The organism is Methylophaga sp. UBA678, from assembly GCF_002299105.1.
GTDB classification, from domain to species: Bacteria; Pseudomonadota; Gammaproteobacteria; order Nitrosococcales; family Methylophagaceae; genus Methylophaga; species Methylophaga marina.
In genome coordinates, this window is the sequence record NZ_DBNG01000021.1 from 72270 (window position 1) to 98416 (window position 26147).

Annotated in this window: 24 protein-coding genes and 1 pseudogene; 20 read left to right on the forward strand and 5 right to left on the reverse strand. The window is 43.5% G+C overall.

Features of this window, described 5'->3' with window-relative positions; genetic code table 11:
* Positions 1 to 2: 2 nt before the first annotated feature.
* From sucC to B3014_RS11115, 4 genes and pseudogenes are all read left to right on the forward strand, one after another.
* Positions 3 to 1181: pseudogene (gene sucC / locus B3014_RS11100) on the forward strand (ADP-forming succinate--CoA ligase subunit beta); the annotation flags it as partial.
* A complete protein-coding gene (gene sucD / locus B3014_RS11105; RefSeq protein WP_286305189.1) occupies positions 1178 to 2053 on the forward strand; it encodes a succinate--CoA ligase subunit alpha in 876 nt (291 codons plus the stop codon). The pseudogene sucC and the gene sucD, both read left to right, overlap by 4 nt.
* Positions 2054 to 3694: an NAD+ synthase gene (locus tag B3014_RS11110; RefSeq protein WP_289243841.1), complete on the forward strand. Its 1641-nt coding sequence runs from the start codon at positions 2054 to 2056 to the stop codon at positions 3692 to 3694.
* 9 nt (positions 3695 to 3703) lie between these two features.
* Entirely contained in the window at positions 3704 to 4042 is a 339-nt protein-coding gene (locus tag B3014_RS11115; RefSeq protein WP_286305187.1) for a P-II family nitrogen regulator, read from the forward strand.
* Positions 4043 to 4107: 65 nt separating this feature from the next.
* Here the strand turns inward: B3014_RS11115 and B3014_RS11120 are convergent, their stop codons facing one another.
* Complete coding sequence (locus B3014_RS11120; protein ID WP_289243840.1) at positions 4108 to 4893, reverse strand: outer membrane protein assembly factor BamD; 786 nt, start codon at positions 4891 to 4893, stop codon at positions 4108 to 4110.
* A 146-nt stretch (positions 4894 to 5039) separates the two neighbouring features.
* Between B3014_RS11120 and B3014_RS11125 the strand changes: the two genes are divergently transcribed.
* The gene (locus tag B3014_RS11125; RefSeq protein ID WP_289243839.1) at positions 5040 to 6203 is read left to right on the forward strand and encodes a L,D-transpeptidase family protein; all 1164 of its coding nucleotides are present in this window, start codon (positions 5040 to 5042) and stop codon (positions 6201 to 6203) included.
* Positions 6204 to 6278: 75 nt separating this feature from the next.
* On the opposite strand, the gene B3014_RS11130 is transcribed toward B3014_RS11125, so the two are convergent.
* The gene (locus tag B3014_RS11130; protein WP_007145710.1) at positions 6279 to 6578 is read right to left on the reverse strand and encodes an Lpp/OprI family alanine-zipper lipoprotein; all 300 of its coding nucleotides are present in this window, start codon (positions 6576 to 6578) and stop codon (positions 6279 to 6281) included.
* Between the two features lie 234 nt (positions 6579 to 6812).
* Here B3014_RS11130 and suhB point away from each other — a divergent pair, with 234 nt between their 5' ends.
* The 5 genes from suhB (at position 6813) to B3014_RS11155 (ending at position 12726) form a co-directional block, all read left to right on the forward strand.
* Positions 6813 to 7604, forward strand: a complete 792-nt coding sequence (suhB, locus tag B3014_RS11135) for an inositol-1-monophosphatase (protein ID WP_286305184.1) — start codon at positions 6813 to 6815, stop codon at positions 7602 to 7604.
* Positions 7605 to 7661: 57 nt separating this feature from the next.
* Positions 7662 to 9491, forward strand: coding sequence for a translational GTPase TypA (gene typA / locus B3014_RS11140; protein ID WP_289243838.1), 1830 nt, complete (start codon positions 7662 to 7664; stop codon positions 9489 to 9491).
* A 63-nt stretch (positions 9492 to 9554) separates the two neighbouring features.
* Positions 9555 to 9773: a PP0621 family protein gene (locus tag B3014_RS11145; protein ID WP_286305182.1), complete on the forward strand. Its 219-nt coding sequence runs from the start codon at positions 9555 to 9557 to the stop codon at positions 9771 to 9773.
* On the forward strand, positions 9770 to 11356 hold the full coding sequence (locus B3014_RS11150) for a sensor histidine kinase (protein ID WP_289243837.1): 1587 nt from the start codon (positions 9770 to 9772) through the stop codon (positions 11354 to 11356). The genes B3014_RS11145 and B3014_RS11150 overlap by 4 nt, the downstream gene beginning before the upstream one ends.
* A gap of 14 nt (positions 11357 to 11370) precedes the next feature.
* Complete coding sequence (locus B3014_RS11155; protein ID WP_289243836.1) at positions 11371 to 12726, forward strand: sigma-54-dependent transcriptional regulator; 1356 nt, start codon at positions 11371 to 11373, stop codon at positions 12724 to 12726.
* Here B3014_RS11155 and B3014_RS11160 read toward each other — a convergent pair whose 3' ends face one another.
* Entirely contained in the window at positions 12727 to 13668 is a 942-nt protein-coding gene (locus B3014_RS11160) for a YgfZ/GcvT domain-containing protein (RefSeq protein ID WP_289243835.1), read from the reverse strand. It lies immediately after the preceding gene.
* 129 nt (positions 13669 to 13797) lie between these two features.
* On the opposite strand from B3014_RS11160, the gene B3014_RS11165 reads away from it, so the two are divergent.
* On the forward strand, positions 13798 to 14187 hold the full coding sequence (locus tag B3014_RS11165; protein WP_289243834.1) for a protein YgfX: 390 nt from the start codon (positions 13798 to 13800) through the stop codon (positions 14185 to 14187).
* Here the strand turns inward: B3014_RS11165 and nadB are convergent.
* Positions 14147 to 15766, reverse strand: coding sequence for an L-aspartate oxidase (gene nadB / locus B3014_RS11170; RefSeq protein ID WP_286305177.1), 1620 nt, complete (start codon positions 15764 to 15766; stop codon positions 14147 to 14149). The genes B3014_RS11165 and nadB overlap by 41 nt on opposite strands.
* Before the next feature lie 127 nt (positions 15767 to 15893).
* Here nadB and rpoE point away from each other — a divergent pair, with 127 nt between their 5' ends.
* The 8 genes from rpoE to B3014_RS11210 all read left to right on the forward strand — a co-directional run bounded on the left by rpoE (position 15894) and on the right by B3014_RS11210 (position 24133).
* Positions 15894 to 16472, forward strand: coding sequence for an RNA polymerase sigma factor RpoE (rpoE, locus tag B3014_RS11175; RefSeq protein WP_007145701.1), 579 nt, complete (start codon positions 15894 to 15896; stop codon positions 16470 to 16472).
* Positions 16469 to 17029, forward strand: a complete 561-nt coding sequence (locus B3014_RS11180) for a sigma-E factor negative regulatory protein (protein WP_286305176.1) — start codon at positions 16469 to 16471, stop codon at positions 17027 to 17029. Before rpoE ends, B3014_RS11180 begins: the two co-directional genes overlap by 4 nt.
* 6 nt (positions 17030 to 17035) lie before the next feature.
* Positions 17036 to 18022 (forward strand): MucB/RseB C-terminal domain-containing protein, encoded by a 987-nt coding sequence (locus tag B3014_RS11185; protein ID WP_286305175.1) that lies wholly within the window; start codon positions 17036 to 17038, stop codon positions 18020 to 18022.
* Positions 18019 to 18444, forward strand: coding sequence for a SoxR reducing system RseC family protein (locus B3014_RS11190; RefSeq protein ID WP_289243833.1), 426 nt, complete (start codon positions 18019 to 18021; stop codon positions 18442 to 18444). The genes B3014_RS11185 and B3014_RS11190 overlap by 4 nt, the downstream gene beginning before the upstream one ends.
* Complete coding sequence (locus B3014_RS11195) at positions 18441 to 19856, forward strand: DegQ family serine endoprotease (RefSeq protein ID WP_289243832.1); 1416 nt, start codon at positions 18441 to 18443, stop codon at positions 19854 to 19856. The genes B3014_RS11190 and B3014_RS11195 overlap by 4 nt, the downstream gene beginning before the upstream one ends.
* Before the next feature lie 144 nt (positions 19857 to 20000).
* A complete protein-coding gene (locus tag B3014_RS11200) occupies positions 20001 to 20684 on the forward strand; it encodes a response regulator transcription factor (RefSeq protein WP_289243831.1) in 684 nt (227 codons plus the stop codon).
* A gap of 98 nt (positions 20685 to 20782) precedes the next feature.
* Complete coding sequence (locus tag B3014_RS11205; RefSeq protein ID WP_289286983.1) at positions 20783 to 22021, forward strand: sensor histidine kinase; 1239 nt, start codon at positions 20783 to 20785, stop codon at positions 22019 to 22021.
* A gap of 102 nt (positions 22022 to 22123) precedes the next feature.
* The gene (locus tag B3014_RS11210) at positions 22124 to 24133 is read left to right on the forward strand and encodes a TonB-dependent receptor domain-containing protein (RefSeq protein ID WP_289243829.1); all 2010 of its coding nucleotides are present in this window, start codon (positions 22124 to 22126) and stop codon (positions 24131 to 24133) included.
* A gap of 145 nt (positions 24134 to 24278) precedes the next feature.
* Here B3014_RS11210 and B3014_RS11215 read toward each other — a convergent pair whose 3' ends face one another.
* Positions 24279 to 25607 carry an MATE family efflux transporter gene (locus B3014_RS11215; protein ID WP_289243828.1) on the reverse strand — a complete coding sequence of 443 codons (1329 nt, stop codon included), beginning with the start codon at positions 25605 to 25607 and terminating at the stop codon, positions 24279 to 24281.
* Positions 25608 to 25900: 293 nt separating this feature from the next.
* Between B3014_RS11215 and B3014_RS11220 the strand changes: the two genes are divergently transcribed.
* On the forward strand, positions 25901 to 26147 hold a 247-nt coding region (locus B3014_RS11220), incomplete at its 3' end, for a GTP-binding protein (protein WP_289286984.1).

The following is a 26147-nucleotide window of genomic DNA, read 5'->3' on the forward strand; positions in this document are numbered from 1 at the left end:
AACATACAATGAATCTGCATGAATTTCAGGCCAAACAATTATTTAATCGATACGGTGTGCCTACACCTCAAGGTCAATCCGTTGCTGAACCCGCTCAAGCTCGACAAGCCGCTGAGTTACTAGCAGGCGAGCGTTGGGTCGTTAAGGCACAAGTTCATGCCGGTGGTCGCGGCAAGGCGGGTGGTGTCAAAGTGGTGAATTCTCTGGATGACGTAGAATCCGCCGCAGCCGGCATGTTAGGTACACATATTGTCACCCATCAAACTACAGCTGAAGGCCTGCCCGTGCACCAGGTACTGGTAGAAAAACCGACCAATATCAGTCGTGAAATTTATCTGGCCGTACTGGTTGACCGCAGTTCACAACGTATTGTTTTCATGGTCTCAGCAGAAGGCGGTATGGATATCGAAGCCGTGGCGGAACAACAACCTGAGGCGATACTGAATTTATATGTGGATCCTGTTGTTGGCTTAGAGGGATATCAATGTCGCCGTGCAGCATTTTTTCTTGGCTTGACGGGCAATAGCTTCAAACAGCTACAGTCCGTGATGCAAAATCTGTATCAATTGTTTACAGAAAATGATGCCAGTCTGGTGGAAGTAAACCCGCTCGTTGTTACTGATGAGGGGGATTTACTTGCTGTGGATGCCAAAATTAATCTGGATGATAACGGCTTATTCCGCCATGTCGAGTTAGCAGAGATGTTTGATCCTAGTCAGGAAGATGATGCAGAAGTTATCGCTCGTGAATTTGGCCTTAACTATATCTCTTTGGATGGCAACGTGGCTTGTATGGTCAACGGCGCCGGTCTGGCAATGGCCACCATGGATTTAATTCAAAAAGAAGGTGGGCAGCCTGCTAACTTCTTAGATGTCGGTGGTGGTACGACAGCTGCTCGCGTCGCTGAAGCATTTAAGTTGATTCTTTCTGATAAAAAAGTGAAGTCGATTTTGGTCAATATCTTCGGTGGTATTGTTCGTTGTGATCTGATTGCCGAAGGTATTATTCAGGCAGCGAAAGAAGTCGGTCTGTCATTACCCGTTGTTGTAAGACTTGAGGGCACAAATGCCCAACGAGGTCGTGAATTATTGAAAAACAGTGAAATGAGTATATATGCTGCCGATGATTTAACCGATGCTGCACGTCAAGCTGTAGCGGCAGCCCAGGAGTCGCAGGCATGAGTATTTTAATCAATCGTGAAACCAAAGTGATTTGTCAGGGCTTTACTGGCAAACAAGGTACATTTCACTCCGAGCAGGCCATTGCTTATGGCACCCAGTTTGTCGGTGGTGTGACGCCAGGAAAAGGTGGACAAACACATTTAGATAAACCTGTTTTCAACACGGTACATGAAGCAGTCGAACAAACAGGTGCAGATGCCACCATGATTTATGTGCCTGCTGCATTTGCTGCCGATGCGATTCTGGAAGCGGCTGATGCCGGTATTAAAGTGATTGCCTGTATCACTGAAGGTATTCCCGTTCTGGATATGTTACGCGTGAAACATGCTCTAGATAGTTACGATGCACATTTGATCGGTCCAAATTGTCCGGGCTTGATTACACCAGGTGAATGTAAGATTGGCATCATGCCCGGTAATATTCACCAGCCAGGAAAAATTGGCATTGTCTCACGTTCAGGTACGCTAACCTATGAAGCGGTTCATCAGACAACACAGAATGGGTTGGGGCAAAGTACGTGCGTCGGTATTGGTGGTGACCCTATTCATGGTATGAACTTTATCGAATGTCTTGAGTTGTTTGAGAATGACCCCCAAACAGAAGGTATTGTGATGGTTGGTGAGATTGGTGGCCATGCCGAAGAAGATGCCGCCGAGTTTATTCAAGCGCATGTTTCTAAACCGGTTGTGACCTATATCGCTGGTTTGACTGCGCCTGCTGGCAAACGTATGGGCCATGCTGGCGCCATTATCAGTGGCGGCAGTGGCACGGCTGAAGCGAAATTAAAAGCGCTTGAAGCTGCTGGCTGTGGTATTGCACGATCGCCTGCTGAAATTGGCGACATAATGCTGGCAATGATGGATAAAAAATAAATGCAAACACTCACGCTGGTGATGGGACAAATCAATCCCGTAGTAGGTGATGTCGCAGGAAATGTTAACAGGATTATTGAGTCTGCAAATCAGGCAAAACAACAGCATAATGCCGATTTAGTGGTGTTTCCTGAATTGACACTGAGCGGATATCCTCCAGAAGATTTATTACTCCGCCCCGGTTTGTTGAAGCGGGTTCGTAAAGCGTTAAGCACATTGGCGAGTAAGCTGGATAATATAGCCGTGTTAGTTGGTCATCCAGCAGGTGATGTTGAATCGGGTTTATATAACTCTGCCTCGTTAATTGATGATGGCAAGGTGGTTTGTACTTATCACAAGCAGCAGTTACCCAATTATGGTGTGTTTGATGAGAAGCGTTATTTCGTTGAAGGTGATGAGGCGGTTGTCTTTGATTTTCGTGGCATCAATATTGGCATTACCATATGCGAGGATATCTGGTTCAAAGACCCCGCTGCCAGAGCAAAAGCCGCTGGTGCTGAGTTAATTGTCAACTTAAATGCTTCCCCTTATCACGTTGGTAAATGGCCGCTACGTGAAGCTGAAGTTAATAAGCGTGTCTCTGAAACGGGGCTGCCTGTTATCTATGTCAACCAATATGGTGGTCAGGACGAACTGGTATTTGATGGTTATTCTTTTGTAATCAATGCTGCAGGAACAAAAGTTGCTCAGGCGCCAGCATTAGAGTTTGGTTTATTCCCTGTCAGCATCAAGCGGGATGCATCAGGGACTTTATCCTTATCTGGTACCTTGTGCGAGCCTGAAGAGGAGTTGTCTACCATATTCAAAGCACTAACGCTTGGGCTGAAAGACTATATCGAGAAAAATCATTTTCCTGGAGTCGTGCTTGGTTTATCAGGCGGTATTGACTCTGCCTTAACCATGGCACTGGCTGTTGACGCCATTGGCGCAGACAAAGTGCATGCGGTGATGATGCCGTCGCGTTATACCTCTCAAATGAGTCTGGATGATGCGAAATTAATGGCCGAAGGGCTTGGGGTCAAGTACAGCATTATTTCGATAGAACCCACCTTCAATGCATTTATTGACTCATTAGCCGATGAATTTAAAGGACTGCCGAACGATACAACGGAAGAAAATATACAGGCACGTTGCCGTGGCATTATTTTGATGGCCTTATCCAATAAAACAGGCTCAATGGTGCTATCGACCGGTAATAAAAGCGAAATGGCTGTGGGTTACTCGACATTGTACGGCGATATGGCTGGTGGATACTCGCCATTGAAAGATGTATATAAAACGCTGGTATATCAGTTAAGCCGTCATCGAAATCAACAGTCCCCGGCTATTCCTGAGCGAATTATTACACGTCCCCCGTCAGCTGAACTGGCAGAAGGACAGTTGGATCAAGATAGCTTGCCTGACTATGCTGTCTTAGATCAGATTCTGCAGCGTTATATAGCGGATCAACAGTGTTTTGAAGACTTGGTTGAAGGGGGCTATGACGCGGATGTAGTTGCAAGAGTCATCAAAATGGTGGATCGTAATGAATATAAAAGGCGGCAGGCGCCTCCAGGTATTCGTATCAGTAGCCGGGCTTTTGGCCGAGATCGCCGATATCCTATCACGTCAGGCTACACCGTCACTTCAACTATAGAGTAAGGAACTACGATGAAAAAAATTGAAGCGATAATTAAACCTTTTAAGCTGGATGATGTTCGCCAGGCACTGTCTGATATCGGTGTGACTGGGATGACTGTTACCGAAGTTAAAGGCTTTGGTCGCCAGAAAGGACATACTGAGTTCTACCGTGGCGCTGAATATGTTGTGGATTTTTTACCCAAGGTAAAATTAGAAATCGCAGTGGCTGACGATAAAGTGGATGGCGTGATTGAAGCCGTCATTAAAGCCGCCAATACTGGTCGTATAGGCGATGGCAAAATCTTTGTTACACCATTAGAACAAGCAATTCGAATTCGCACAGGTGAGCAGGATCAAGACGCGATTTAGTTGATGCTGTACGCATAAAAAAAGCCCGTCGCTGAATGTTCAACGACGGGCTTTTTTGTTTTTGACTACTGCACTTCGGTTTGGGCTACTTCCGCAATTCCAGGATGGCCGGGATAGTTAATTCTAAGAACACGAAGCGAGTCTTCTGACAGCTCAAGCATGCCCAACACTTTGTAGGCTTTTGCCATCACTACTAGCGCCTCTGGCATCGCAGGTGTTCTGTCATAGTTTTCTATCACATATTTACCGCGATTGAGCGCCGCTAAGTATGAGCCTCTACGCATGTAATAATTGGCAACGTTCACTTCATGTTGTGCGAGACGGTTACGTAAATAGACGATGCGTTGAGCGGCATCTTCTGCATAACGGCTGGTAGGAAAACGCTGAATCAATGTATTGAAGTCACGTAATGCATCCTCCGCAGCGCCTGGGTCACGCTGAGATTCATCACGGGGAATATATTTTTCTAATAAACCAATGTCACGGTGGAAATTAACCAGGCCACGAAGGTATATCGCGTAGTCGATGTTCGGATTCAGTGGGTATACCCGCATGAATCGATCAATGGTGGCAATGGCGGTTTCAGGATCATCTGATTTGTAATGAGCATAAGCAGATTCAAGTAATGCTTGTTGAGCATATTCACCAAAAGGAAAACGCGCTTCCAGTTGTTCGTAGTAGGTGATGGCTTTACTGTAATCTGCGATATCCAGCGCGGCTTTAGCTTCACTGTAGATTCTTTCTACACTCCAGCTTTCATCTGCTTTAACTTCTTCTTTTTGAAAAAAAGAACAACCAGACAGTGATAAACAGGTCAGACCGATGATTAATGGCAAATAATATTTTTTCATTGAAGTAGAGTACGCTAGCTTGCTGTTTAAGGTAAAGGTTGATCTTAGCCCTTTTTCGGATTCAAAGCACGCTTTTAGCGAATGTGAAGATTATATTTAATCAAGTACAATATGCAGCTTTATTCTTTAATAAACAGGAATCATCGATGTTGAAACGGTTGTTGTCTCTTGCTGTAGGTCTTGCGATATCGGCACCTTCTATGGCAACTACTTTTGAACTTAAATCCGCTGGCTCAACCGTTGTGGGTCACAACATGGTGGTTTATAGCACAGATAAAGACACCTTACTCGATATTGGACGTCAATTTGATTTAGGGTACAGCGACATTGTCGAAGCCAATCCAGATGTTGATCCATGGCTTCCGGGTGAGAATACACGCGTTATTATTCCAAGCCGTTTCATTCTTCCTAAAGCTGGCCAAAAAGGCATCGTGATCAATATTGCCGAGTTACGCCTTTACTATTATCCAGAAACAAAGGCGGGAGAAACACAGAAAGTGATCACCCACCCAATCGGTATCGGACGTGAAGGATGGGGCACGCCATTGGGCAAAGCAAAGATTACCCAGAAAAGAAAAGATCCAACATGGACACCACCAGAATCCATCAGAAAAGAGCATCTTGAAAAAGGTGATCCTTTGCCAAGAGTGGTTGCGGCCGGGCCTGATAATCCATTAGGGGCTTATGCGATGCGGTTATCGATGCCGGGTTATTTATTGCATGGCACAAATAAGCCTTTTGGTGTAGGTATGCGTGTGAGCCATGGTTGTATTCGACTTTTCCCAGAAGATATCCAGCACTTATTTAATATCGCATCAGTGAATACGCCTGTAGAAATTATTTATCAGCCAGATAAAGCGGGTGTTCGTGATGGCAAACTCTATTTGGAAGTCAATAAACCACACAGTGACATCGATAAACGCCAAGGTTTAAACATGACACCGATGGTAGCAGCCATTTTAGAGGCACACGATAAATTACCTGCCGATGATGATTGGGCATTTACAGAAAGATTAGTGGAAGCCCAGGATAGTATCGTTAAACGTCTAGGAGAAGAGCCACTCGATATCGTAGAAGATGTTTGGTTTGTTCATGCCGGACTAAGCCAGAAAGCGATACAAAAAACACGTCAGGCAATCAATACTTTGCAATTGAATGATCTGTTCTGGCCTGCGAAATCTGGCGCAGTCGGGGAAACCTTAATCGGCCCATTTAATTCACAACAAGAAGCCGCTGAGATGGCTGACAAAATTAGTGAAGTAGCAGGTATTTCTGTATGGGTTGCGCAAGTATCGAGTGACACGCTCTAAAGATAAATACTATAGATAAAAAAAAGCCGGAACAATTGTTCCGGCTTTTTTGTATGAGTCAATCTAAAATTTAGATTATTTGCTCATCGCTTTTTCAAACATACGGTCGATTTTTGCACAGCATTCTTCGACAGTTGATTGAGCTTCATCAGCAGCTTTCTGGGCGTTCATGGCAGCCAGTTCTGCGTCAGTTGCAGTACGTTGCGCTGTGTCAGCAGTGCTTTGAGCATTGCGGGCTGCGACCAGAGCTGAATCAGCTGTTGATTGAGCTGATTCTACAGAGGCTTTCAGCGCTTCCATTTCAGCTGTGTTCGCACAAGCAGTCAACATAGCTAAAGGCAGGATTACAGCACTCAGTTTTGCTAATGATTTCATTTTTATCTCCTTAAAGTACCAGTTAAATTGGCGTGGATATTATATTGCTTATTTGCAACATAAAACATACGCTAGCAAGAAATATTTTTGCTGTCCATTAACATTATTAAAAAGGACCGTTTTAATATTACAACAGATACATAAAGAAATAGTTGGTATAATAATCGGCTTTAATCTGAGTCATTGTTCTTCAATGCACTCTTGAAGTACCTATCGTTCTGGAAAAATTTGTTTATGCATCCAATGCTCAATATAGCAATCAGGGCTGCCCGCAATGCTGGCTCTCTGATCATGCGCTCGCTGCAGCACGTTCAGCATCTTGAAGTCACGACTAAAGGTCGTAATGATTACGTGTCAGACGTTGACCGACTCGCGGAACAAGAAGTCATCAACGTCATCAAAAAAGCCTATCCTGACCATGCCATTATGGCTGAAGAGTCGGGTCGTTCAGGTGACAATGAAACCGTTTGGATTATTGACCCCTTGGATGGCACAACAAATTTTCTTCATGGTTTTCCGCACTACTGTGTATCCATCGCCGTCAGAGTGAAAGGACGAGTTGAACATGCTGTTATCTATGATCCTCAGCGCGATGAATTGTTCACTGCAAGCCGTGGTGAAGGTGCCAAACTGAATGACCGTCGACTCCGTGTAACCAAACGCAGAGAGCTGGCAGGTGCACTACTTGCAACAGGTTTCCCATTCAAATATCCCGCTTTTCATGAAGCTTACTTCAACAGTTTTAAAGCCTTGTTTCCTCAGGTAGCAGATATCCGTCGTACGGGTTCAGCTGCGTTGGACCTTGCTTATGTGGCCGCAGGCCGTGTTGATGGTTACTGGGAAATGGGGCTGGAGAATTGGGATATGGCGGCAGGCTTACTTCTGGTCGAAGAAGCTGGGGGCATTGTCACCGACTTTGATGGTACCGATAATTTGTTCAATAAAGGTAATGTCATTGCAGCAGGTCTTGGTGTACACAATCTAATGTTAACCACGCTGCAACCACATTTATCAAAAGCCAAATAAGCGCCTAAGGGCATATTTTTTTCGCATGCATGGCATGCTTTTACAGAATTCAAACTAATGACAAATAAACGAGATATTTCTAAGCTACGCAATATAGCGATTATTGCCCACGTCGACCATGGCAAAACGACCTTAGTTGACCAACTCCTTCGTCAGTCTGGCACCTTTGGTGAGCATGAAGAATTGACAGAACGCGTGATGGACTCCAACGATCTTGAACGTGAACGTGGTATTACCATCCTGTCAAAAAATACAGCGATTCGCTGGAATGACTACCACATCAACATCGTGGATACACCAGGCCATGCTGATTTCGGTGGTGAAGTTGAGCGTGTTCTGTCGATGGTTGATTCAGTATTGTTGCTGGTAGATTCAGCTGAAGGTCCGATGCCACAAACCCGTTTTGTGACTCAGAAAGCGCTGGCATTAGGACTCAAACCTATTGTTGTTATTAACAAGATTGATAAACCATCAGCTCGTCCAGATTGGGTATTAGATCAAACTTTTGATCTATTCGTTAATTTGGATGCGACAGATGAACAGCTTGATTTTGATGTCATTTACGCATCAGGATTAAATGGCTTTGCAGGCATGGAAGACTCTGTTCGTGAAGGTGATATGACACCGTTATTTGAGCTTATCGTCGACAAAGTTAATCATCCTGATGTCGATTCAGAAGGTCCTTTCCGCATGCAGGTGTCATCACTTGACTACAACAGTTATGTGGGTGTTATCGGTGTTGGTCGTATCGAACGTGGCCGTGTGAAAACGAATACACCTGTGACTGTCGTTGACCGTGAAGGTAAAAAACGTAACGGTCGAGTACAGCAAGTTATGGGCTTTTTAGGTCTGCAACGTGAAGAAGTGGCTGAGGCACAAGCGGGCGATATTATTGCGTTTACCGGTCTAGATCCATTAAATATTTCTGACACCTTGTGTGACCCAAATGCTGTTGAAGCATTACCACCACTGTCAGTAGATGAACCCACCGTGACAATGACCTTCCAGGTTAATAATTCTCCGTTTGCAGGTAAAGACGGGAAATTTATTACTACACGTCAAATCAAAGAGCGTCTGGATCGTGAATTAATTCATAACGTGGCGTTACGCGTGGATCAAGTACCTACAGATCCTGATAAGTTCAAAGTATCTGGTCGTGGTGAGTTGCACCTGTCTGTGCTTATCGAAAATATGCGCCGTGAAGGTTTTGAACTGGGTGTCTCTCGTCCGGAAGTGATTATCCGTGAAGTTGATGGTGTGAAAGAAGAGCCTTTTGAGGCTGTCACTATTGATATCGAAGATGAACATCAAGGCACTGTCATGGAAAAAATGGGTGAGCGGGGCGCTGACCTGAAAAATATGGTACCCGATGGTAAAGGTCGTATTCGTTTAGACTTTATTATTCCGTCTCGTGGCCTGATTGGTTTCCGTACAGAATTTCTGACAGCTACCCAAGGTACAGGTTTGATTTACAGTGTATTTGATCATTATGCACCGATGAAAACCGGTAGTTTTGGTAAACGTATCAATGGTGTTTTGATTGCAAATGGTGTGGGTAAAGCGGTTGCTTTTGCTATATTTAACTTGCAAGACCGTGGTCGCATGTTTATCGGACATGGTGATGAAGTCTATGAAGGTATGGTGATTGGCATCCACTCACGTGACAATGATTTAGTTGTTAACCCATTAAAAGGTAAACAGTTAACCAATATGCGTGCATCTGGATCTGATGAAGCGGTGACTCTAGTACCGCCTATTCGTATGAGCTTAGAGCAGGCACTAGAATTTATCGGTGATGATGAGTTACTTGAGGTCACACCTAAAGCCATTCGTGTTCGTAAAAAATTATTACTGGAACATGAACGGAAACGTGCTTCTCGTGGCTAAACGTCACTAAAAATAAAAGAAAAAGGGTATCCTATGTCGATACCCTTTTTTTTGAGGTGAAAAATGCGAATTCTTATTTTAATTGCCATTGGCTTGTTGCTATATATCATCATCACGACGTTGTTACGCAAAGCTAAAGCAGAAGATGAACAAGCACGGATGGAAAAAATGGTGCGTTGCGAGCAGTGTGGATTACATATTTCTGAACACGAAGCGATACAACAAAACCATCATTATTTTTGTTCCACACAACATTTAGAGGCTTTTAACGAGTCGAAATGAGTTCATCTTTGGATTCATATAAACCGTATTATCAAGATCCAGCTACATGGCGTGCGCTGACCGTTTTTGCCAGCTATCGCTTATTTCTCGCTACGGTCCTTTTCTTAGTTTTTTACTTGAGACTACCGCCTGAGTTTCTGGGAGAAGCAGATCCACGTTTATACAGTGTCGTGAGTCTGTCGTATCTGTTAAGTGCCTTTCTTTTATTAGTATTAACACTGAATCATTGGCGAGATGTACAAACACAGATACGAATTCAAGCTGTCATAGATATCATTGCTCTGATCGTTATCATTCATGCCAGTGGTGGATTACATACCGGGCTTGGATCACTGATGTTAGTCGTTGTCGTGGCGGGTGGTGCGTTAATGCCGGGACGTCTGGCCGCATTTATAGCCGCGTTAGCGACCTTAGCCGTTTTGCTCGAAGTCAGTTATTCACAAATTGCTGGCGATGGTGTCACTAAATATAGTCAGGCAGGTATCTTAGGTGCCACATTTTTTGTCACAGCATGGTTGGCACAATGGTTATCTAAAAAATTACAAAGTTCGCAGGTCCTGGCAGAAGAGCGGGCGAGAGATGTTGAAAATCTAGCTGTATTAAATCAGCACATTATCAGTCAAATGCACACTGGCGTGCTGGCTCTGGACACGTATGGCAACGTAACGATGTTGAATACGTCAGCAAGACAATTGCTTGGCATAGCAGATATTGAGCCCGGATTTAACTTACGTGAGTATGTACCTGAACTAGGCGAGCAGGTCTGGCTGTGGCAGCAGCAAAGTCCGAATGCTTTTCTTCCGTTTCAGGCACGGGCTGACTTGCCTGAAATTCAGGTCTCCGCTACTCAGCTCGATAGTGGAGAAATACTTATTTATATTGAAAATACGTCAGCACTTGCCCAACAAGCACAGCAATTAAAACTGGCTTCTTTGGGAAGACTAACGGCGAGCATTGCTCACGAAATCCGTAATCCTCTTGGTGCAATCAGCCATGCTGGTGAGTTATTGGCTGAGCAATATGCGGCAGATCACATGATGACGAAACTGACCGCCATCATCTTGAAACACACTCAGCGTGTGAATAATATTATCGAAACTATCTTGCAGATGAGTCGTAAAAAAACAGCTGAACCCGCTGTGTTTGTGCTTAATGACTGGCTAGAGAAATTTATTCACGAATTTACTGAAACAAAACAGCTTGATGACGATGATATTGCCCTGGATATGAAAGCGGCTAATCTTCAGATTGCAATGGATCCAGAACAGCTACATCAGGTTGTATGGAATTTAATGGACAATGCCTGGTTTCATGCTAAGCGAGAAGAAAAGCCTTATATACATATCCGACTGGAACAGAATGCTAAACAGGTTTTCCTGGATATCATTGATAATGGCCCAGGTGTTCCCGAGGCTGTTCAGGCCCATTTATTCGAGCCATTTCATTCTGCTCGTCAGGGAGGAACAGGCTTGGGATTGTACTTAGCGAGAGAACTCTGCCAGGCTAACCGAGCACGTTTGAACTATCTTCACGATACGTCTAATACAGGTTTTTTTCGTATTAGCCTTCCGGGAGAATGGTAGGAAATGATTAAAGAATGAATAGACAAGCATTAGTTATTGATGATGAGCCCGATATTCTTGAGTTATTAACCATGACATTGTCTGGCATGTCTATCGATTGCGTCACAGCAGAAAACGTAGCTCAAGCGACACAAGCATTAAAACAACAGTCATTTGATTTGTGTTTTACGGATATGCGTTTGCCGGACGGCAATGGTTTGGATATTGTTCGTCTGATTCAGAAATCTTATCCTAACTGTCCAGTGGCCGTGATTACCGCCCACGGTAATGTTGACTTGGCTGTTGAAGCACTGAAGTCGGGTGCTTTTGATTTTGTTTCAAAACCTCTCAAACTCAAAGTGCTACGTGATCTCGTCAATTCGGCATTAAATTTATCTCCTTTAAAAACAGAAAATAAAGAACGCCGTTCCAGAGATAAATTACTTGGTGATACCGATGTCATACGTTCGTTAAGAAGTAAGATCAGTAAATTGGCTCGTAGTCAGGCTCCGGTGTATATCACCGGTGAGTCAGGAACTGGCAAAGAACTGGTGGCACGTCTTATTCATGAACTAGGCAGTCGCTCGTCGCAAAGTTTTGTGCCCATAAATTGTGGCGCTATTCCAGCTGAATTAGTAGAAAGTGAATTCTTCGGGCATAAAAAGGGAGCTTTCACGGGGGCTGTCTCAGATAAGCAAGGACTGTTTCAGGCTGCCAATGGTGGCACCTTGTTTTTAGATGAAGTGGCCGACTTACCACTGATGATGCAGGTGAAGTTGCTTAGAGCGATTCAGGAAAAAGCCATACGACCAGTCGGTGGCAACGAAGAAATGAGTGTTGATGTACGCATTTTATCTGCAACACATAAAAACCTAGCGGAATGTGTCAAACAAGGGCATTTCCGGGAGGATTTGTTTTATCGTCTCAATGTCATTGAGCTGTCTGTCCCTCCCTTACGTCAGCGACAGGCAGATATACCCATGTTGGTTGATCATATTCTGAGTCAGCTTGCGACCAAAAATGGTGAGAACAAACCAGGTATAGAGACGGCTGCAATTGAAGCACTTTGCGCCTATGCTTTCCCGGGTAACGTCCGTGAGCTTGAAAATATCCTAGAGCGAGCAATGACCTGGTCTGAAGGAAATCTCATTCAAAAAGATGATTTAATGCTACCTGCCACAACCGGGGCCGACAGTGCCGTGTTCAACGTTGACCTGCCGCAGTTAAGTGGAGAGACGGATCTTGAATCGCATCTTGAAGATCAGGAGCGGCAGCTTATCGTGGATGCACTGGAATCAACCCGGTGGAATAAGACTGCCGCCGCCAAAAAGCTTGGTATCAGTTTTCGCTCGTTGCGTTACAAACTCAAAAAACTGGCTCTGGAGGAATAGTCACTCTGGATCATCAACCAAGGCAGTGAGTGTCGAGATTTTATCCTGACCAATATAGAGTGATTTTGCTTGTGCTGATAATTTTATACTGAGGTGACATAGGCCATTATCAGCCTGGTTCATCGCGGCTTGAACTACATGTCCAGCTACATCGCCAGCTTCATCAATGACTTCGGTATTGGGCTCAGGAAGATGTGATGTTGTTATTTCAGCTAAAAATAAGCGGCGACTGGGTTTTCCCAGATAGTGCAGTCGAGCCACCACTTCCTGACCTGGATAACAGCCTTTTTTGAAACTGACACCACCGATGACATCCAAATTGAGTTGCTGAGGAGTAAATTGTTCTTTAGTTAAAAGACTGACCTTGGGTAAGCCTGATGTAATATCAGCACTTTGCCACAGGTTCTCTGAACCGATACGACTGTTTTCGATGATACTTTTATCTACTGGCGTGATAACTAAATATCGATGCAAATTGCCCGGCAGATATATACTCAACTGTCCATCATGCTCACTAGCTGACCAGAATGTACTCGCCTGATCTTTAAGCGGAGCTTCACTGATATATCCCATTGTATTGAGTTCAGCGCTCACAGAAATATCTACCTTGCTACGCAGCTTAAACATCGTCAATCGTTGAGCAATGCTATCAGCTAGATCTGTGGCTGTGATTAGCAGAAAATCTTTTTCACGCTTAACAACGTAGAACAGGCTTAATAAGCGACCTTTAGGGTTGCAAAAACCACTTAGCTGAGCAGTATTGTTCGTTAATGTGCGGATATCATTCGTCAGTAGATTCTGTAAAAAACTGTCTGCTTCTTCACCCGAGACTTGAATGACAGAGAGCGAGGGCAAGGCCATTGCTACGGGCGATGTATCATGACTAACTTCGGACAAGTAATTGACGCTGGGTGTGGATTGAGAAAGAGTCTGAAAATTCATAGATATATTGCGATTTATTGTGAACAGACTTTATTCTAACTGTATAAGCGATGCTAAAACAGGGATGAAAATAAAGGGCATTCAAGGATGAAGGTTGAGATCAGTCAATCACAGTATGAGTTTAGATATATGGCATGGCTGCATGTCGTTGTCATCAGTTTACTGCTGCTTAACAAAGCAAGCATGGGGCCTCTGCTGACGGATGTGTTAATTAGTTTTGCTTGTGTGGGATTTGTCATCTGGTTACGCCGCTACAAGAGAGTGTCTGGAAAAGCGTCTGTGACTGGAATCAGCATGAGCAAGGATAGACAATGGTTTCTAAACTATAACGATGGCTCAGTGTCAGGACCTTATACACTGAAATCGAGCACTCAATTACCTTATGTTTTATTCATCTATTTAAATCCATCTAGGCATGGACGAGGTCATACGCTGATGATTCCGATAGATGCCGTGGAAAAAAATGATTGGAGAAAACTCAGAGCTGAGCTTCGTCATCCTGATTCTTGGGAGCAATAATCGTTTCAGTAGCCGAATGCGTGTTATCGGTCTCTGGATAATCCAGAATGTAATGAAGGCCTCGGCTTTCTTTTCGACGCAAAGCTGATTCAATGATGAGTTCAGCTACATCAGCGAGGTTTCTCAGCTCCAGTAAATCTGCACTGATATGGTGTTTAGTATAAAAATCACGAATTTCAGCTTGCAGGACTTGCAAGCGCTGCTTTGCTCTGAGTAAACGATCGGTCTTCCGAACAATGCCTACATAGTTCCACATACAACGTCGTAACTCATCCCAGTTATGACTAATCGCAACAGCCTCTTTTGCTGGGTGTACTTGACTAGCATCCCATTGAGGCACGATGGCAGAGGTGACCAGTGGTAGCTGTTTTTTTATATCTTCAGCGGCTGATTTTGCGAATACCAGACATTCTAGTAACGAATTACTGGCCATCCGATTGGCACCATGTAAACCAGTATGGGCTGTCTCCCCAATGGCATACAAACCGGGTACATCGGTCCTGCCATTTAAATCAGTCATAATACCGCCACAAGTGTAATGTGCCGCTGGTACCACGGGAATGGGTTGTTTGGTGATATCTATACCAAATTCTAAACAACGTTGATAAATAGTAGGAAAGTGTTCTTTGATAAATGAAGCGGGTTTATGGGAGATATCAAGATATACACAGTCATGTCCTGTGCGTTTCATTTCGTGATCAATAGCTCTGGCAACAACATCCCTTGGCGCGAGTTCAGCTTGAGGATGAAATCGCTCCATGAATTGTTCACCATTCGCTAATACCAACTTGGCGCCTTCACCACGTAATGCCTCACTGATCAAAAATGATTTTGCTTGAGGGTGGAACAGGCATGTTGGATGGAACTGAATAAATTCCATATTGGCTATACGGCAGCCTGCACGCCAGCCCATGGCTATGCCATCACCGGTCGATACATCTGGGTTGCTGGTGTAAAGATAGACCTTTCCCGCGCCACCTGTGGCCAGTACGGTAATGGGTGCCAACAATGTTTTGGCTTCATCTTTTTGTATATCAAGCACATAGCAGCCGAGAATACGGTTTTCTTTTTCACCAAGTTGTTTACTACTACTGATGAGATCGATGCCGATATGGTAAGGCAGCATTTCGATATTAGGATGTGCTTTAGCCTTATCGAGCAAAGTTGTTTCAACTTCTCTGCCAGTGGCATCTGCTGAATGAATAATACGTCGATGACTGTGTCCACCTTCCTGTGTAAGGTGGTAAGTTTCTGAGGTGATGCCATCGCGAGTAAATGTCACTCCCTGATTGATAAGCCACTCAATATTTTCGCGGGCATGCTCGACGGTAAAGCGGACTGACTTTTCATTGCATAGTCCCGCACCTGCCCGCAAAGTATCATCAATATGTGACTGGATAGAGTCGGTTTTATCAAGAACCACAGAGATGCCACCCTGAGCATACAAAGAGGCGCCTTCTTCAAGTTGACCCTTTGATATTACAGCGACTTTGACATCGTTTGCCATATGTAAAGCAAGGGTCAGTCCGGCGGTGCCACTGCCAATGATTAAAATATCGTAATGATGCGTTGTGGTCATAAGTCTCTATACAGGTACAATAAGAAAGTTTATTTTGCACTGAATGTGGAACAAAGTTAAATCGACATGGTCAATCAAGCTGGATTAATTGAAGCAATGAACGTGTCGACTCAAGCCGGATGATAGGATGAATGTGGATCAAGAGCTAGTACGGCGCGTACAAGCAGGTGATAAAAAGGCGTTTGACTTGCTGATAATGAAGTATCAGCAAAGAATCATTCACGTCATTACAGGGTTTGTTCATGATCCTGTTGAAGCGATGGATGTTGCGCAAGAAGCCTTTATTAAAGCTTACCGTGCTTTACCCGGCTTCAGAGGCGATAGTGCCTTTTATACATGGTTATATCGTATTGCAATCAATACATCAAAAAACTATCTGACCGCTGCCTCCAGAAGGCCGCCAGTTAGTGATGTTGACGCTATGGATGCAACTATTTATTACGATGCGCCCGAATTGAAGGAATTTGAGACGCCTGAAAGTAGTCTGATGAGTGATGACTTACAACAAGCAATTCATGATGCGATTCAGGAATTGCCTGAAGATACGGCAACGGCAATCAAACTGCGGGAGTTTGAAGGTCTGAGCTATGAGGAAATTGCACAGGCAATGGATTGTCCAATTGGGACCGTACGGTCGCGTATTTTTCGCGCCAGAGAGGCAATAGATAAACAGGTCAAAGCAGTAATGGGTGGAGAGGAACTATGACAATCAAGCAACAAGAACTATTGTCAGCGTTTGTTGATGGCGAACTTAATGAGCAAGAGCTTGATGAGTTGTTGGCATTGATGAAAACAGATGACAGTGCCAAAGTGGATTACATGAGATATCAGTTCTCGAGTGATCTTCTACATGGCTATGTCACTGATCATAATCACGTTGATTTAACAGACAGAATACATCAGGCACTATCAGATGAGCCTGATTTGCATATCAATGCAACTGAAAAAACGAAAACAGCAAAAGTGTTTGCACTTCCTGATTGGTTTTGGCGACAAACAGCTGGCCTGGCAGCGGCTGCATCACTCGGTGCGCTAGCTGTAGTGGGGTTAATGTCACAACCTCAGACCGTGATGCCTACCACTAATATGGCTCAATCTGAACCGTTGCAACAACAAACGACTGTTGCCGAAACGAATCGGTGGACAGTGGGAGAGACCGAAGTCGAAGACAGGTTGAACGACTACTTGGTCGATCACAATGAATATGCCGGTGCATCAGGCTTATTCTCATACGCAAGAGTTGTGTCGTACGGTGAGGAGTAATCTCTAATGCGTGTCATGCTCCACCTGTTAGTTGTCACATTTTTATCATTTTCTGCTCTGGCGCATGCTGATGATCCGCGAGCAATGCAGATCCTTGAAAAAATGACTTCCGCGGCAAAAACATTGACCTACGAAGGGGTATTTAACTATCAGTCTGGCAGAAACTTACAGTCAATACGTATTTTCCATCGGTCAGATGACAATGGTGAGCTCGAAAGAATGATTTCTCTGAATGGTGCTGCCAGAGAAGTTATTCGTAGTAACGATATGGTGACGTGCATCAGTCCCGATGGTAAACAAATCAATGTTAGTCGTCGTCCACTGAGTGGAGGGTTTCCAAGTGACTTACCTCGACGTTTCAGCTCTGCAGCACCGTACTATGAAGTTGAAATGGGTGGAAAAAAACGCGTTGCTGGTAAAGATGCCTACCAGTTATTGATTACGCCCAATGATAATTACCGTTATGGCTATCGTTTGTGGGTTGATGTTGAAACATACCTTCTTCTAAAGTCAGAACTTATAGCTCAAGATGGTGATGTGCTGGAAACATTTTCTTTTTCATCAGTTAGCACAGGCGAACCTATTCCAGATTATAAGTTCGAGTCACTACTAGCTGAAGATGACATGGTCTGGCACAAGACAGAACCTCAAGAACCTATCGACATTGAAGAACACCACCATGAACTGGCATGGCAGGTGAATTGGTTGCCTGACGGATTCGCTTTAGTTGCTTTACAGAACCGCCTAAGATCCAGTAATGGGGCCGATGTTGAACAACGTGTTTACAGTGATGGCCTAAGCTCAGTGTCTGTTTTTATTGAGAAAATTCGTGCCAAACACAATCACCTGCATGGTGCTTCGCACGTGGGTGGTATTAATGCTTTTGGCACAATCATGAATGCACATTTCGTCACCGTAGTGGGTGAGGTACCTGCCGTTACTGTTGAAAAGATCGGGAGTGCTATCGCCTTCAGTCAGGCCGAACAGGAATGATTGAACAAAAAGCGACCGTAGCCAGTAGAAGTGGTGAACAAGTCTGGGTAGAAGCCGAACGCCAGTCAACTTGCGGTCAATGCCAGGCACGTAAAGGCTGTGGTACTGGCTTGTTATCCAAGCATGTTGGCAAAAAATTTTCTCGTATAGCGGTTAAGGACGAGGGAGAGTTGAAAGTGGGTCAACAGGTGACCGTTTCAATTCCTGAAGAAGCCTTGTTAACAGGGGCTTTCATGATGTACATGTTGCCGCTTATTCTCCTATTTACCATCGCAATTACCGTGCGTTTAATGGGGGGTGGGGAACTGCTGCAAATTGTGTCTGGTCTATTAGGTCTGATTACTGGCTTTGTATGGGTTAAGCACCGTATGAGTCATCATGATGCCGGTATCAATGTCAAACCAAATGAGGACTTCAAATGAGAGTAAACAAAAATTGGACGGCGTTAGCAATGCTAATGACTTGGCTAATGCTAAGTGTTAGTGTTCAGGCCCGGTCACTACCAGAATTTACCGAACTCGTTGCCGACAATGGTGATGCTGTTGTAAACATCCGAACTCATAACAAAACAGAGCAAACTCCCACTTCAATGCTACCACGTGGTTTGGAGTTACCTGAAGGTTCAGGGATGGATGAGTTCTTCAAAAAGTTTTTTGGTGAACAGGGTGGCTCACCAATGCCGAGAGAAAGTGAATCTCTAGGTTCTGGTTTTGTTTTGTCTTCTGATGGTTACATACTGACTAATCATCATGTTATCAAAGATGCTGATGAAATCATCGTTCGTTTCAGTGATAGAACTGAATTAGAGGCAAAAGTATTAGGTAGCGATGCACGCAGTGATGTTGCCTTAATCAAAGTCGATGCCAAAAACTTAAAAGCCGTCAAACTCGGTGACTCAGATGATTTGAAAGTGGGAGAGTGGGTGTTAGCGATTGGCTCACCTTTCGGCTTTGACTACTCTGCAACCGCTGGCATTATCAGCGCCTTAGGCCGTAGTTTACCTAGCGATAGTTATGTACCCTTCATTCAAACAGATGTGGCTATTAATCCCGGTAACTCCGGTGGCCCACTATTTAATCTGGACGGCGAAGTGATTGGTATCAACTCACAAATTTATAGTCGTACCGGTGGTTTTATGGGGGTATCGTTTGCTATCCCAATTGGTACCGTGATGAATGTGGTGGATCAGATTAAATCACAAGGCTATGTCAGCCGTGGCTGGTTAGGCGTCGTTATTCAAGATGTAACACGCGAACTCGCCGAATCATTTGGTTTATCTAAACCAAGCGGTGCACTTATCTCTCGTGTCGTCGACGACAGCCCGGCAGCACGAGCAGGTTTCAAAGCAGGTGACGTGATTCTTGATTTTGATGGTAAAGAAGTAGAGACCTCTTCTGATTTACCACCAATCGTTGGTAGAACAAAAGTAGGTAAAGAAGTAGAAGTTGAGGTGATGCGTAATAATAAGCACGAAACACTCAAAGTCACCATCGAAGAACTACCAAAAGATGAAGACCTCACCAACAATAGTTCAAAACCTGGCCGGTTTGTCGATTCACGTTTATCAATGGAAGTCGCTGATATCACGCCGGAGCAACGTAAACAGTTTGACGTCGCAAAAGGTGGTGTCATGGTCATGAAGGTTGAGCAAGGACCCGCAATTAAAGCCGGTATTAGACCTGGTGATATTCTTCTGAGTATCAACAACACTGATATCCAGGATCCTCATCAATTTATTGAGGTGGCAAAAAAACTGCCTGCTAATAAACCGATTCCTGTGTTAGTACAACGTGGTGGTTCTGCACAGTTCCTGGCGTTAGAAATTAAAGAGTAACTTCTCTTTCAATCAAACTAAAAAAGCCGTTGATGTATATCAACGGCTTTTTTTTTACCTTCGATGTCAGTTAAATAACGACTTATCTGCTATTATTCATAATACGAACAATTGTTATTAAGATTTTAAAGGTAACGTCAAATCATGCCACCTAGAGTGCTTATAGTTGAGGATGACATCACATTAAACCAGCAATTAGAGCAGCTTCTTGTGAATGCTGGTTTTGATACGGTAGTAGCACATGATGGTAATGATGGTCTGACAAAATCTATCAGTTTGTCGTTGGATTTAATTTTATTGGATGTGTCTTTGCCAGAAAAAGATGGCTACCAAATTTTAAAAACAATCAGGCAAACGCGTGTTACGCCAGTGATTATGCTAACTGCACATGGTGCAGAGGAAGAACGTATTCTTGGATTAAAAAGTGGTGCAGATGATTATTTGTCAAAACCATTTAATTTCACCGAGTTGATATTAAGGATAGAAGCGATTCTCAGGCGTTCAGCACCACAAATCAATGACGATGATCATCATTATCTCAGAAGACACGGTATTGAGTTAAATAAACACAAACAAACCGTTTCGTTTGCGGGCCAAACCATTCCATTTACCCCTATACAGTTCAAACTTTTGTGGACACTGATGCAGAATCCCAAACAAACGCTCAGCAAACCACAACTATATCGTCTCGTATTGGAAAAAGAGTTTAGTCGTTATGACAGAAGTCTTGATATGCATATGAGCCGGGTTAGGCGGAAGTTAGTCTCGGCGGGACTACCCGCTGATCACCTACAAACCGTGCATGGGACAGGATATATTTTATTATGAAGCGTCGCTTACTATGGAAGTTAGTCGCAACCATAGTCATTGGCACTATTTTACTTTTTTGGCTGATACATGTTTTGCTACTGCACACAGAGCAGCATATGAGTTTCATTGATCAGCGTTACCAGTCTGAATTAAAAGCGTATGCCAAACTGGCTGAGAAATATCATGAAAACGGTGATATTCAATCGCTAAATGAGTGGGTCAAGCATCTTCAAGAAAAAGAAAATACCTGGGTAGCTGTTGTTTCTTCCAATGTTGCACCAGTAGGAAATAGCTATATATCAGAACAATACCAGGAGAGATTTGCTCTTGGTCGTGACATCAGCTGGAAAATACATCTCTATTTCAAAGAAAACCCGACAATGGATTTGCCTTTTTCTGACGGTAAAACACATTTTCTCATCACCTTACCGGATCGAATGCGGCCAGGAGCATACTGGTTTCAGACTAGCTTGCTGTTACAGATCGCCTTGCCTTTATTGTTGATGACTTTAATTAGCTTGATTATCTATCGCCATGTCATGTCACCACTTACTCAACTGGAAAAAGCAACAAGGCAATTTAGTGATGGTAATTTCAATGTGCGTGTCGGGAACACTTTGGCAAAACGTCAAGACGAAATTACCGCCTTGGGTGACACCTTTGATGGGATGGCAGAGCGAATAGGTCACTTAATTCAAACACAGCGTCACCTCATTTCTGATCTCTCTCATGAACTTAGAACCCCGCTAGCACGAGTGGAATTAGCATTAAGCTGGGCTGAAAGTCAGGATCTTGATCCGAAATTGATAGAACGAATTCGATATGAAAGTCAGCAAATGCGTGTATTGGTTGAGGATACACTCACTTTGGCGTGGCTTGATAACGAATGTCCCGATTTACGTCAAGAAACATTAGACTTAACTGATTTGATCGATAGTATCGTTGAGGATGCGAGGTTTGAGTTTCCCAAATGCGAAATCAAGGCGACGATGCCAGAGCACGCGATTATTGAAAACAGCAGTGCGCGTGCTATAGGACACGCCTTTGAAAATATTCTCAGGAATGCACTAGCACATACCCCTGATGGCCAAACCGTCAAAGTCATCGTTGAGAAAGTGGCAGATCAATACCAAATCTATATTGATGACTTCGGCCCAGGTATAGCACCACACCATTTAACCAATATCTTTAAACCTTTTTTCAGGCTGGCTCATTCTGGGCGTCAGCTTCATCGTGGATTTGGTGTGGGTTTGAGCCTGGCTAAACGCCATATTGAAGTGTGTGGTGGACAATTGAGCGCTGAGAACTTAGTGACGGGTGGCTTAAGAATGAACATGATCCTACCTGCAAGTTAGGATTGAAATGTAACAATTGTAAATTTCATATTCATCACCTCGCTTAATCATTAGAATGCGATCTTGTTTTATTTGATAATGATTATTATTAACGAGGTGGTTGTGAGTAAAAGCTTAAACCCAATTAGTCATCGGACTGTACTTTCTGTCGCGCTTTTCGCCGCGATGTTTTCACAGGCTGCAATAGCTGAAGAAATAATTTTGGATACTGTTAAGGTAACGAGTAATACCATTACCCCAGAGTTAAATGGTGTAGATTCTCAGCAGATTGAAAAACTTCAGGCGAATGATTTGGAAGACCTTTTTAGTCAGTCACCTGAAGTGACTATTGGCGGTGGCCCTGATATTGCTCAAAAACTCTATATTCGTGGTATTGAAGACCAGCTATTAAATATCACTATTGATGGCGCGCAGCAGGCTACTAGACAATTTCACCATGTTGGTCGTATCAGCATTGAACCTGAATTGCTTAAGCGAGTTGAGGTTAATGCCGGTGCAGGTAATGCATTGTCAGGTCCAGGTGCACTAGGTGGTTCAGTGAAATTTGTCACTAAAGATCCTGAAGATATGCTGAAACCTGGTAAACAATTTGGTGGCCTGGTTAAAGGCATGTTTTCTAGTAATACTGACAGCTTCAAAACAAATACGAGTTTATACGGTCGTCTAACGGATGACTGGAGTGCAATGGCCTCTTACACACAATCGAATACTGATAATTATGAAGATGGCAATGGTGATCAAGTATTAGGCACGGAATCTGATCAAGATTATCTGTTTGCCAAACTAGTTGGGCATCTGACTGATAGCCAGACTCTTCGTCTCAGCTATGAAAAACGAGATGATGAAGGTGATAGAACACAACGTCCTCAATGGGTGTATTCTCCTGCACCAACTGGTTTGCCGGTCCAGCGTGGTAATTATCTCTATTTCTCTGAGAATGAACGGGAAACGGTTACGCTTAACTACGCGTTGAATCCTATTGATAATCAATATCTAGATCTAAACCTTACGGTATATAACACCGATTCAGAATTCTTGCAGGATGGCCCATTTGGTGCCTTTAAAGGCATAGGTAAGAGTAAAGGCTTTGATTTACGGAATACAAGTTTTGTTGGTATGCATACGCTGACCTATGGTGTTGACTACCGTGAAGATGAATCAGAGTTAAAAGGTGTGGATAGTGGTAGCTCTATTAAAGATGAGTCAAAAGTCAAAGGTCTGTATGTTCAGGATGATATTCAATTAACCGATGCTTTGTTATTGAGCGCGGGTTTACGTTATGACGACTATGAATTAGAGCACAACGCAAATAACTCAAGTTTCGACGAAGATGAAGTCAGTCATAATATTGGTTTAAATTATCACCTCACTGATAACTGGAGTGCTTTTGCTTCTTACGCTGAAGCATTTAAAGGCCCAATGGCTCAAGATGCATTTAAATTTGATTCCTCTGTGATTGACCCAAATATAAAACCAGAGAAGGCAGAAAATATTGAGTTTGGTTTTGCCTATGATTCGCGGACTTGGTTTGGTTCAGCGAAAGTTTATAAGAGCCAAATCAAAGATGTCGTGGCATCTGTGGGTAGTCGCCCCGCGGTATTCCAGAATGTTGGTGATTTAGAGTCAGATGGGTATATTCTTGAGCTTGGACATCGTTGGGAAACCTTATTGGCTCGTGTCAGCTACCACCATAATGATATTGAAATTGATGGTTATGACGCCAACGCGTATGACCACAACGGTATAGCTAACACCGTTAGAGACACGCTGATTACACAATTAGATTATCAGCTAAATGCTCAGTGGAACCTGGGATGGAACGCTCACTTCGTGAAAGGGCATGACGGTATCAAGTCTCCTGGACTTGATGCTGATGCCCCAGGGTACGATTTTGATCAACCTGGTTATGGTATACACGACTTATATGTGCAATGGAGCCCATCTACGATCGATGATATCCGTGTTGGTCTGACTGTACGTAATGTGTTTGATAAGAACTATATTTCCCATTCCAGTGTCGCTGACTTTACTCACGTACCAGGCTATTATTTGGTTAGAGGTTTCAACGAACCAGGTCGTGATGTTCGCCTGAGCGTGGCTTGGCAGTTCTAATTTCCCCAACCGTCTGAATACTCTCTCAGACTTTGCTATGAGCCAGATAATGTCTGTTATCTGGCTCATTTTTTTGCCTGATGATTCATGACATATGAATTTTGTTGCCATTCTTCTGCTGTTAAAAAAGATACTTTAGCGGCGTTTAATCCAGTTTTATTGGGCGATATCGGATAAATAAGAGGATAGCGAGTAAAAATGTCAGCCATTCTGAGAGTGGTAAAGCAATAAGAAATTCAGGCTCTGGAAGTAACCAAGACAAAACGAGTAACAATACGATAGGCAAGAATAATCCTCTCGATAACGCGATGGCCATAGAGGGAATTGGTTTCTGGATGGCCGTTAAATAAATAGAAAGAATCACATTAACACCATTTATCAAAAATAACGGCCACAATAGAGAAATAAAGTGTTTGGATAATTGCATCGTGTGTTCGGCTGTTTTATCTAGAAACAGGCTGCTGATGTGTTCTGGGAAATAGAGCAAGCACAGTGTCACACTGATACTGATGCAAAGAATACCGATGATGGCTGTTAGCATAAACTGACTGATTCGCCGGGTATTTCGGGCCCCATGATTTTGACTGACCACCAAATGTAACGCATCAGATATGCCGTAATACAGCATCAGACTGATAAAGATCAGGTAATTAATGACGGCAAAAGCCGCGATACCCTCAACATCAAGCCGACTGACTAAAATCCAGTTCAATACCAGGATGACCAATCCCCCAGAGATTTCATTGATAAACTCTGATCCGCCATTAAACATTACGGGTTTTATTTCTGATTTATTATGTTGGATGAATGAAAAAGTTAACTTTTTCTGAGATCGTAAAAAATAACGACTTAACATAATCAGTTGTATGGTTTGTGCAATGGCTGTTGCAGCTGCAGCGCCTTTTAGTCCCCATTCGAATACGATAATAAACACAGCATCCAGAATAATATTAATGATGGCGCCGCTGATTAATGCCACTGAAGCGAGTGTTTGAGCATTATCCTGACGAATAAAGTAATACATCACCATCGTAGAAATCTGAATAAGCAATACGGCACTGATGATCAGAAAATAAGGCCTGATTAACGTTAGTATGGAGGCGGGCGTGCCGAGAAAAAGCAATATAGCGTCAGTGAATAACCAGGAAAAAAGCAGAAAACCAAGTCCAATAACGACAATAATAAGCAGACACTGGCTAAAGACATCGGATGCTGACTGAAAACGTTTCTGACCAATATAATAGCCAGCTCGAACGGCTCCTCCAATGGAAAACATTAAAGCCAGTCCAAATATCAAAGACAGATAGGGAATCAGTAAATTGATGGCTGCGAGCCCCTGAGCACTGACAAATTGGCCGACAAAAATACCATCTACGATACTGGCCGTAGTGATGGCTAATAAGCCCAAAATGGAGGGGATGGCATAGCTTAAGAAGGTTTTAATGATGGGACCCGTCAGGACCGCTTTATCCATAGTAATTATTGTCCACAAAAGTACTGTATTGCTATTGAGATGATCTGACTCAGAAGTCTTCTCAGCCATGAGCGAAGACAGAGTGTCAGACTGGTATTCAGAAGTCACGTTTTTATCTAAGGCGTGTCGAGATTATCGTTTTGTCATAGTGAAATGCGTATAATGTGGGATCATTTGCTGAGCGCGTGACTCAAAGGCCTATATCATCTGCCAGCGGGAACAATGCATGTCATGCAAAATCTATGTTAACTGTTCGGAATGGCCACCGACGTCACTAATGAAAATGTAACTAAATGAACAATATACGTAACTTTTCTATCATCGCACATATCGATCATGGTAAATCCACCATTGCTGATCGGTTTATTCAAATTTGTGGTGGTCTGACAGACCGGGAAATGTCCCAGCAAGTGCTAGATTCTATGGATATTGAGCGAGAGCGCGGTATTACTATCAAGGCTCAAAGCGTTACCTTAGATTACACCGCAGCTGACGGCCAAACCTATCAGTTGAATTTTATTGATACGCCAGGACATGTTG

Coding starts and splice junctions, on each gene's coding strand:
- B3014_RS11200 (WP_289243831.1), top strand. CDS start 20,001: ATGCCACCTAGAGTGCTTATAGTTGAGGATGACATCACATTAAACCAG.
- B3014_RS11190 (WP_289243833.1), top strand. CDS start 18,019: ATGATTGAACAAAAAGCGACCGTAGCCAGTAGAAGTGGTGAACAAGTC.
- suhB (WP_286305184.1), top strand. CDS start 6,813: ATGCATCCAATGCTCAATATAGCAATCAGGGCTGCCCGCAATGCTGGC.
- typA (WP_289243838.1), top strand. CDS start 7,662: ATGACAAATAAACGAGATATTTCTAAGCTACGCAATATAGCGATTATT.
- B3014_RS11115 (WP_286305187.1), top strand. CDS start 3,704: ATGAAAAAAATTGAAGCGATAATTAAACCTTTTAAGCTGGATGATGTT.
- rpoE (WP_007145701.1), top strand. CDS start 15,894: ATGAATGTGGATCAAGAGCTAGTACGGCGCGTACAAGCAGGTGATAAA.
- B3014_RS11125 (WP_289243839.1), top strand. CDS start 5,040: ATGTTGAAACGGTTGTTGTCTCTTGCTGTAGGTCTTGCGATATCGGCA.
- B3014_RS11205 (WP_289286983.1), top strand. CDS start 20,783: ATGAGTTTCATTGATCAGCGTTACCAGTCTGAATTAAAAGCGTATGCC.
- B3014_RS11110 (WP_289243841.1), top strand. CDS start 2,054: ATGCAAACACTCACGCTGGTGATGGGACAAATCAATCCCGTAGTAGGT.
- B3014_RS11160 (WP_289243835.1), bottom strand. CDS start 13,668: ATGAATTTTCAGACTCTTTCTCAATCCACACCCAGCGTCAATTACTTG.
- B3014_RS11155 (WP_289243836.1), top strand. CDS start 11,371: ATGAATAGACAAGCATTAGTTATTGATGATGAGCCCGATATTCTTGAG.
- B3014_RS11195 (WP_289243832.1), top strand. CDS start 18,441: ATGAGAGTAAACAAAAATTGGACGGCGTTAGCAATGCTAATGACTTGG.
- nadB (WP_286305177.1), bottom strand. CDS start 15,766: ATGACCACAACGCATCATTACGATATTTTAATCATTGGCAGTGGCACC.
- B3014_RS11215 (WP_289243828.1), bottom strand. CDS start 25,607: ATGGATAAAGCGGTCCTGACGGGTCCCATCATTAAAACCTTCTTAAGC.
- sucD (WP_286305189.1), top strand. CDS start 1,178: ATGAGTATTTTAATCAATCGTGAAACCAAAGTGATTTGTCAGGGCTTT.
- B3014_RS11165 (WP_289243834.1), top strand. CDS start 13,798: ATGGCATGGCTGCATGTCGTTGTCATCAGTTTACTGCTGCTTAACAAA.
- B3014_RS11180 (WP_286305176.1), top strand. CDS start 16,469: ATGACAATCAAGCAACAAGAACTATTGTCAGCGTTTGTTGATGGCGAA.
- B3014_RS11130 (WP_007145710.1), bottom strand. CDS start 6,578: ATGAAATCATTAGCAAAACTGAGTGCTGTAATCCTGCCTTTAGCTATG.
- B3014_RS11150 (WP_289243837.1), top strand. CDS start 9,770: ATGAGTTCATCTTTGGATTCATATAAACCGTATTATCAAGATCCAGCT.
- B3014_RS11145 (WP_286305182.1), top strand. CDS start 9,555: ATGCGAATTCTTATTTTAATTGCCATTGGCTTGTTGCTATATATCATC.
- B3014_RS11185 (WP_286305175.1), top strand. CDS start 17,036: ATGCGTGTCATGCTCCACCTGTTAGTTGTCACATTTTTATCATTTTCT.
- B3014_RS11120 (WP_289243840.1), bottom strand. CDS start 4,893: ATGAAAAAATATTATTTGCCATTAATCATCGGTCTGACCTGTTTATCA.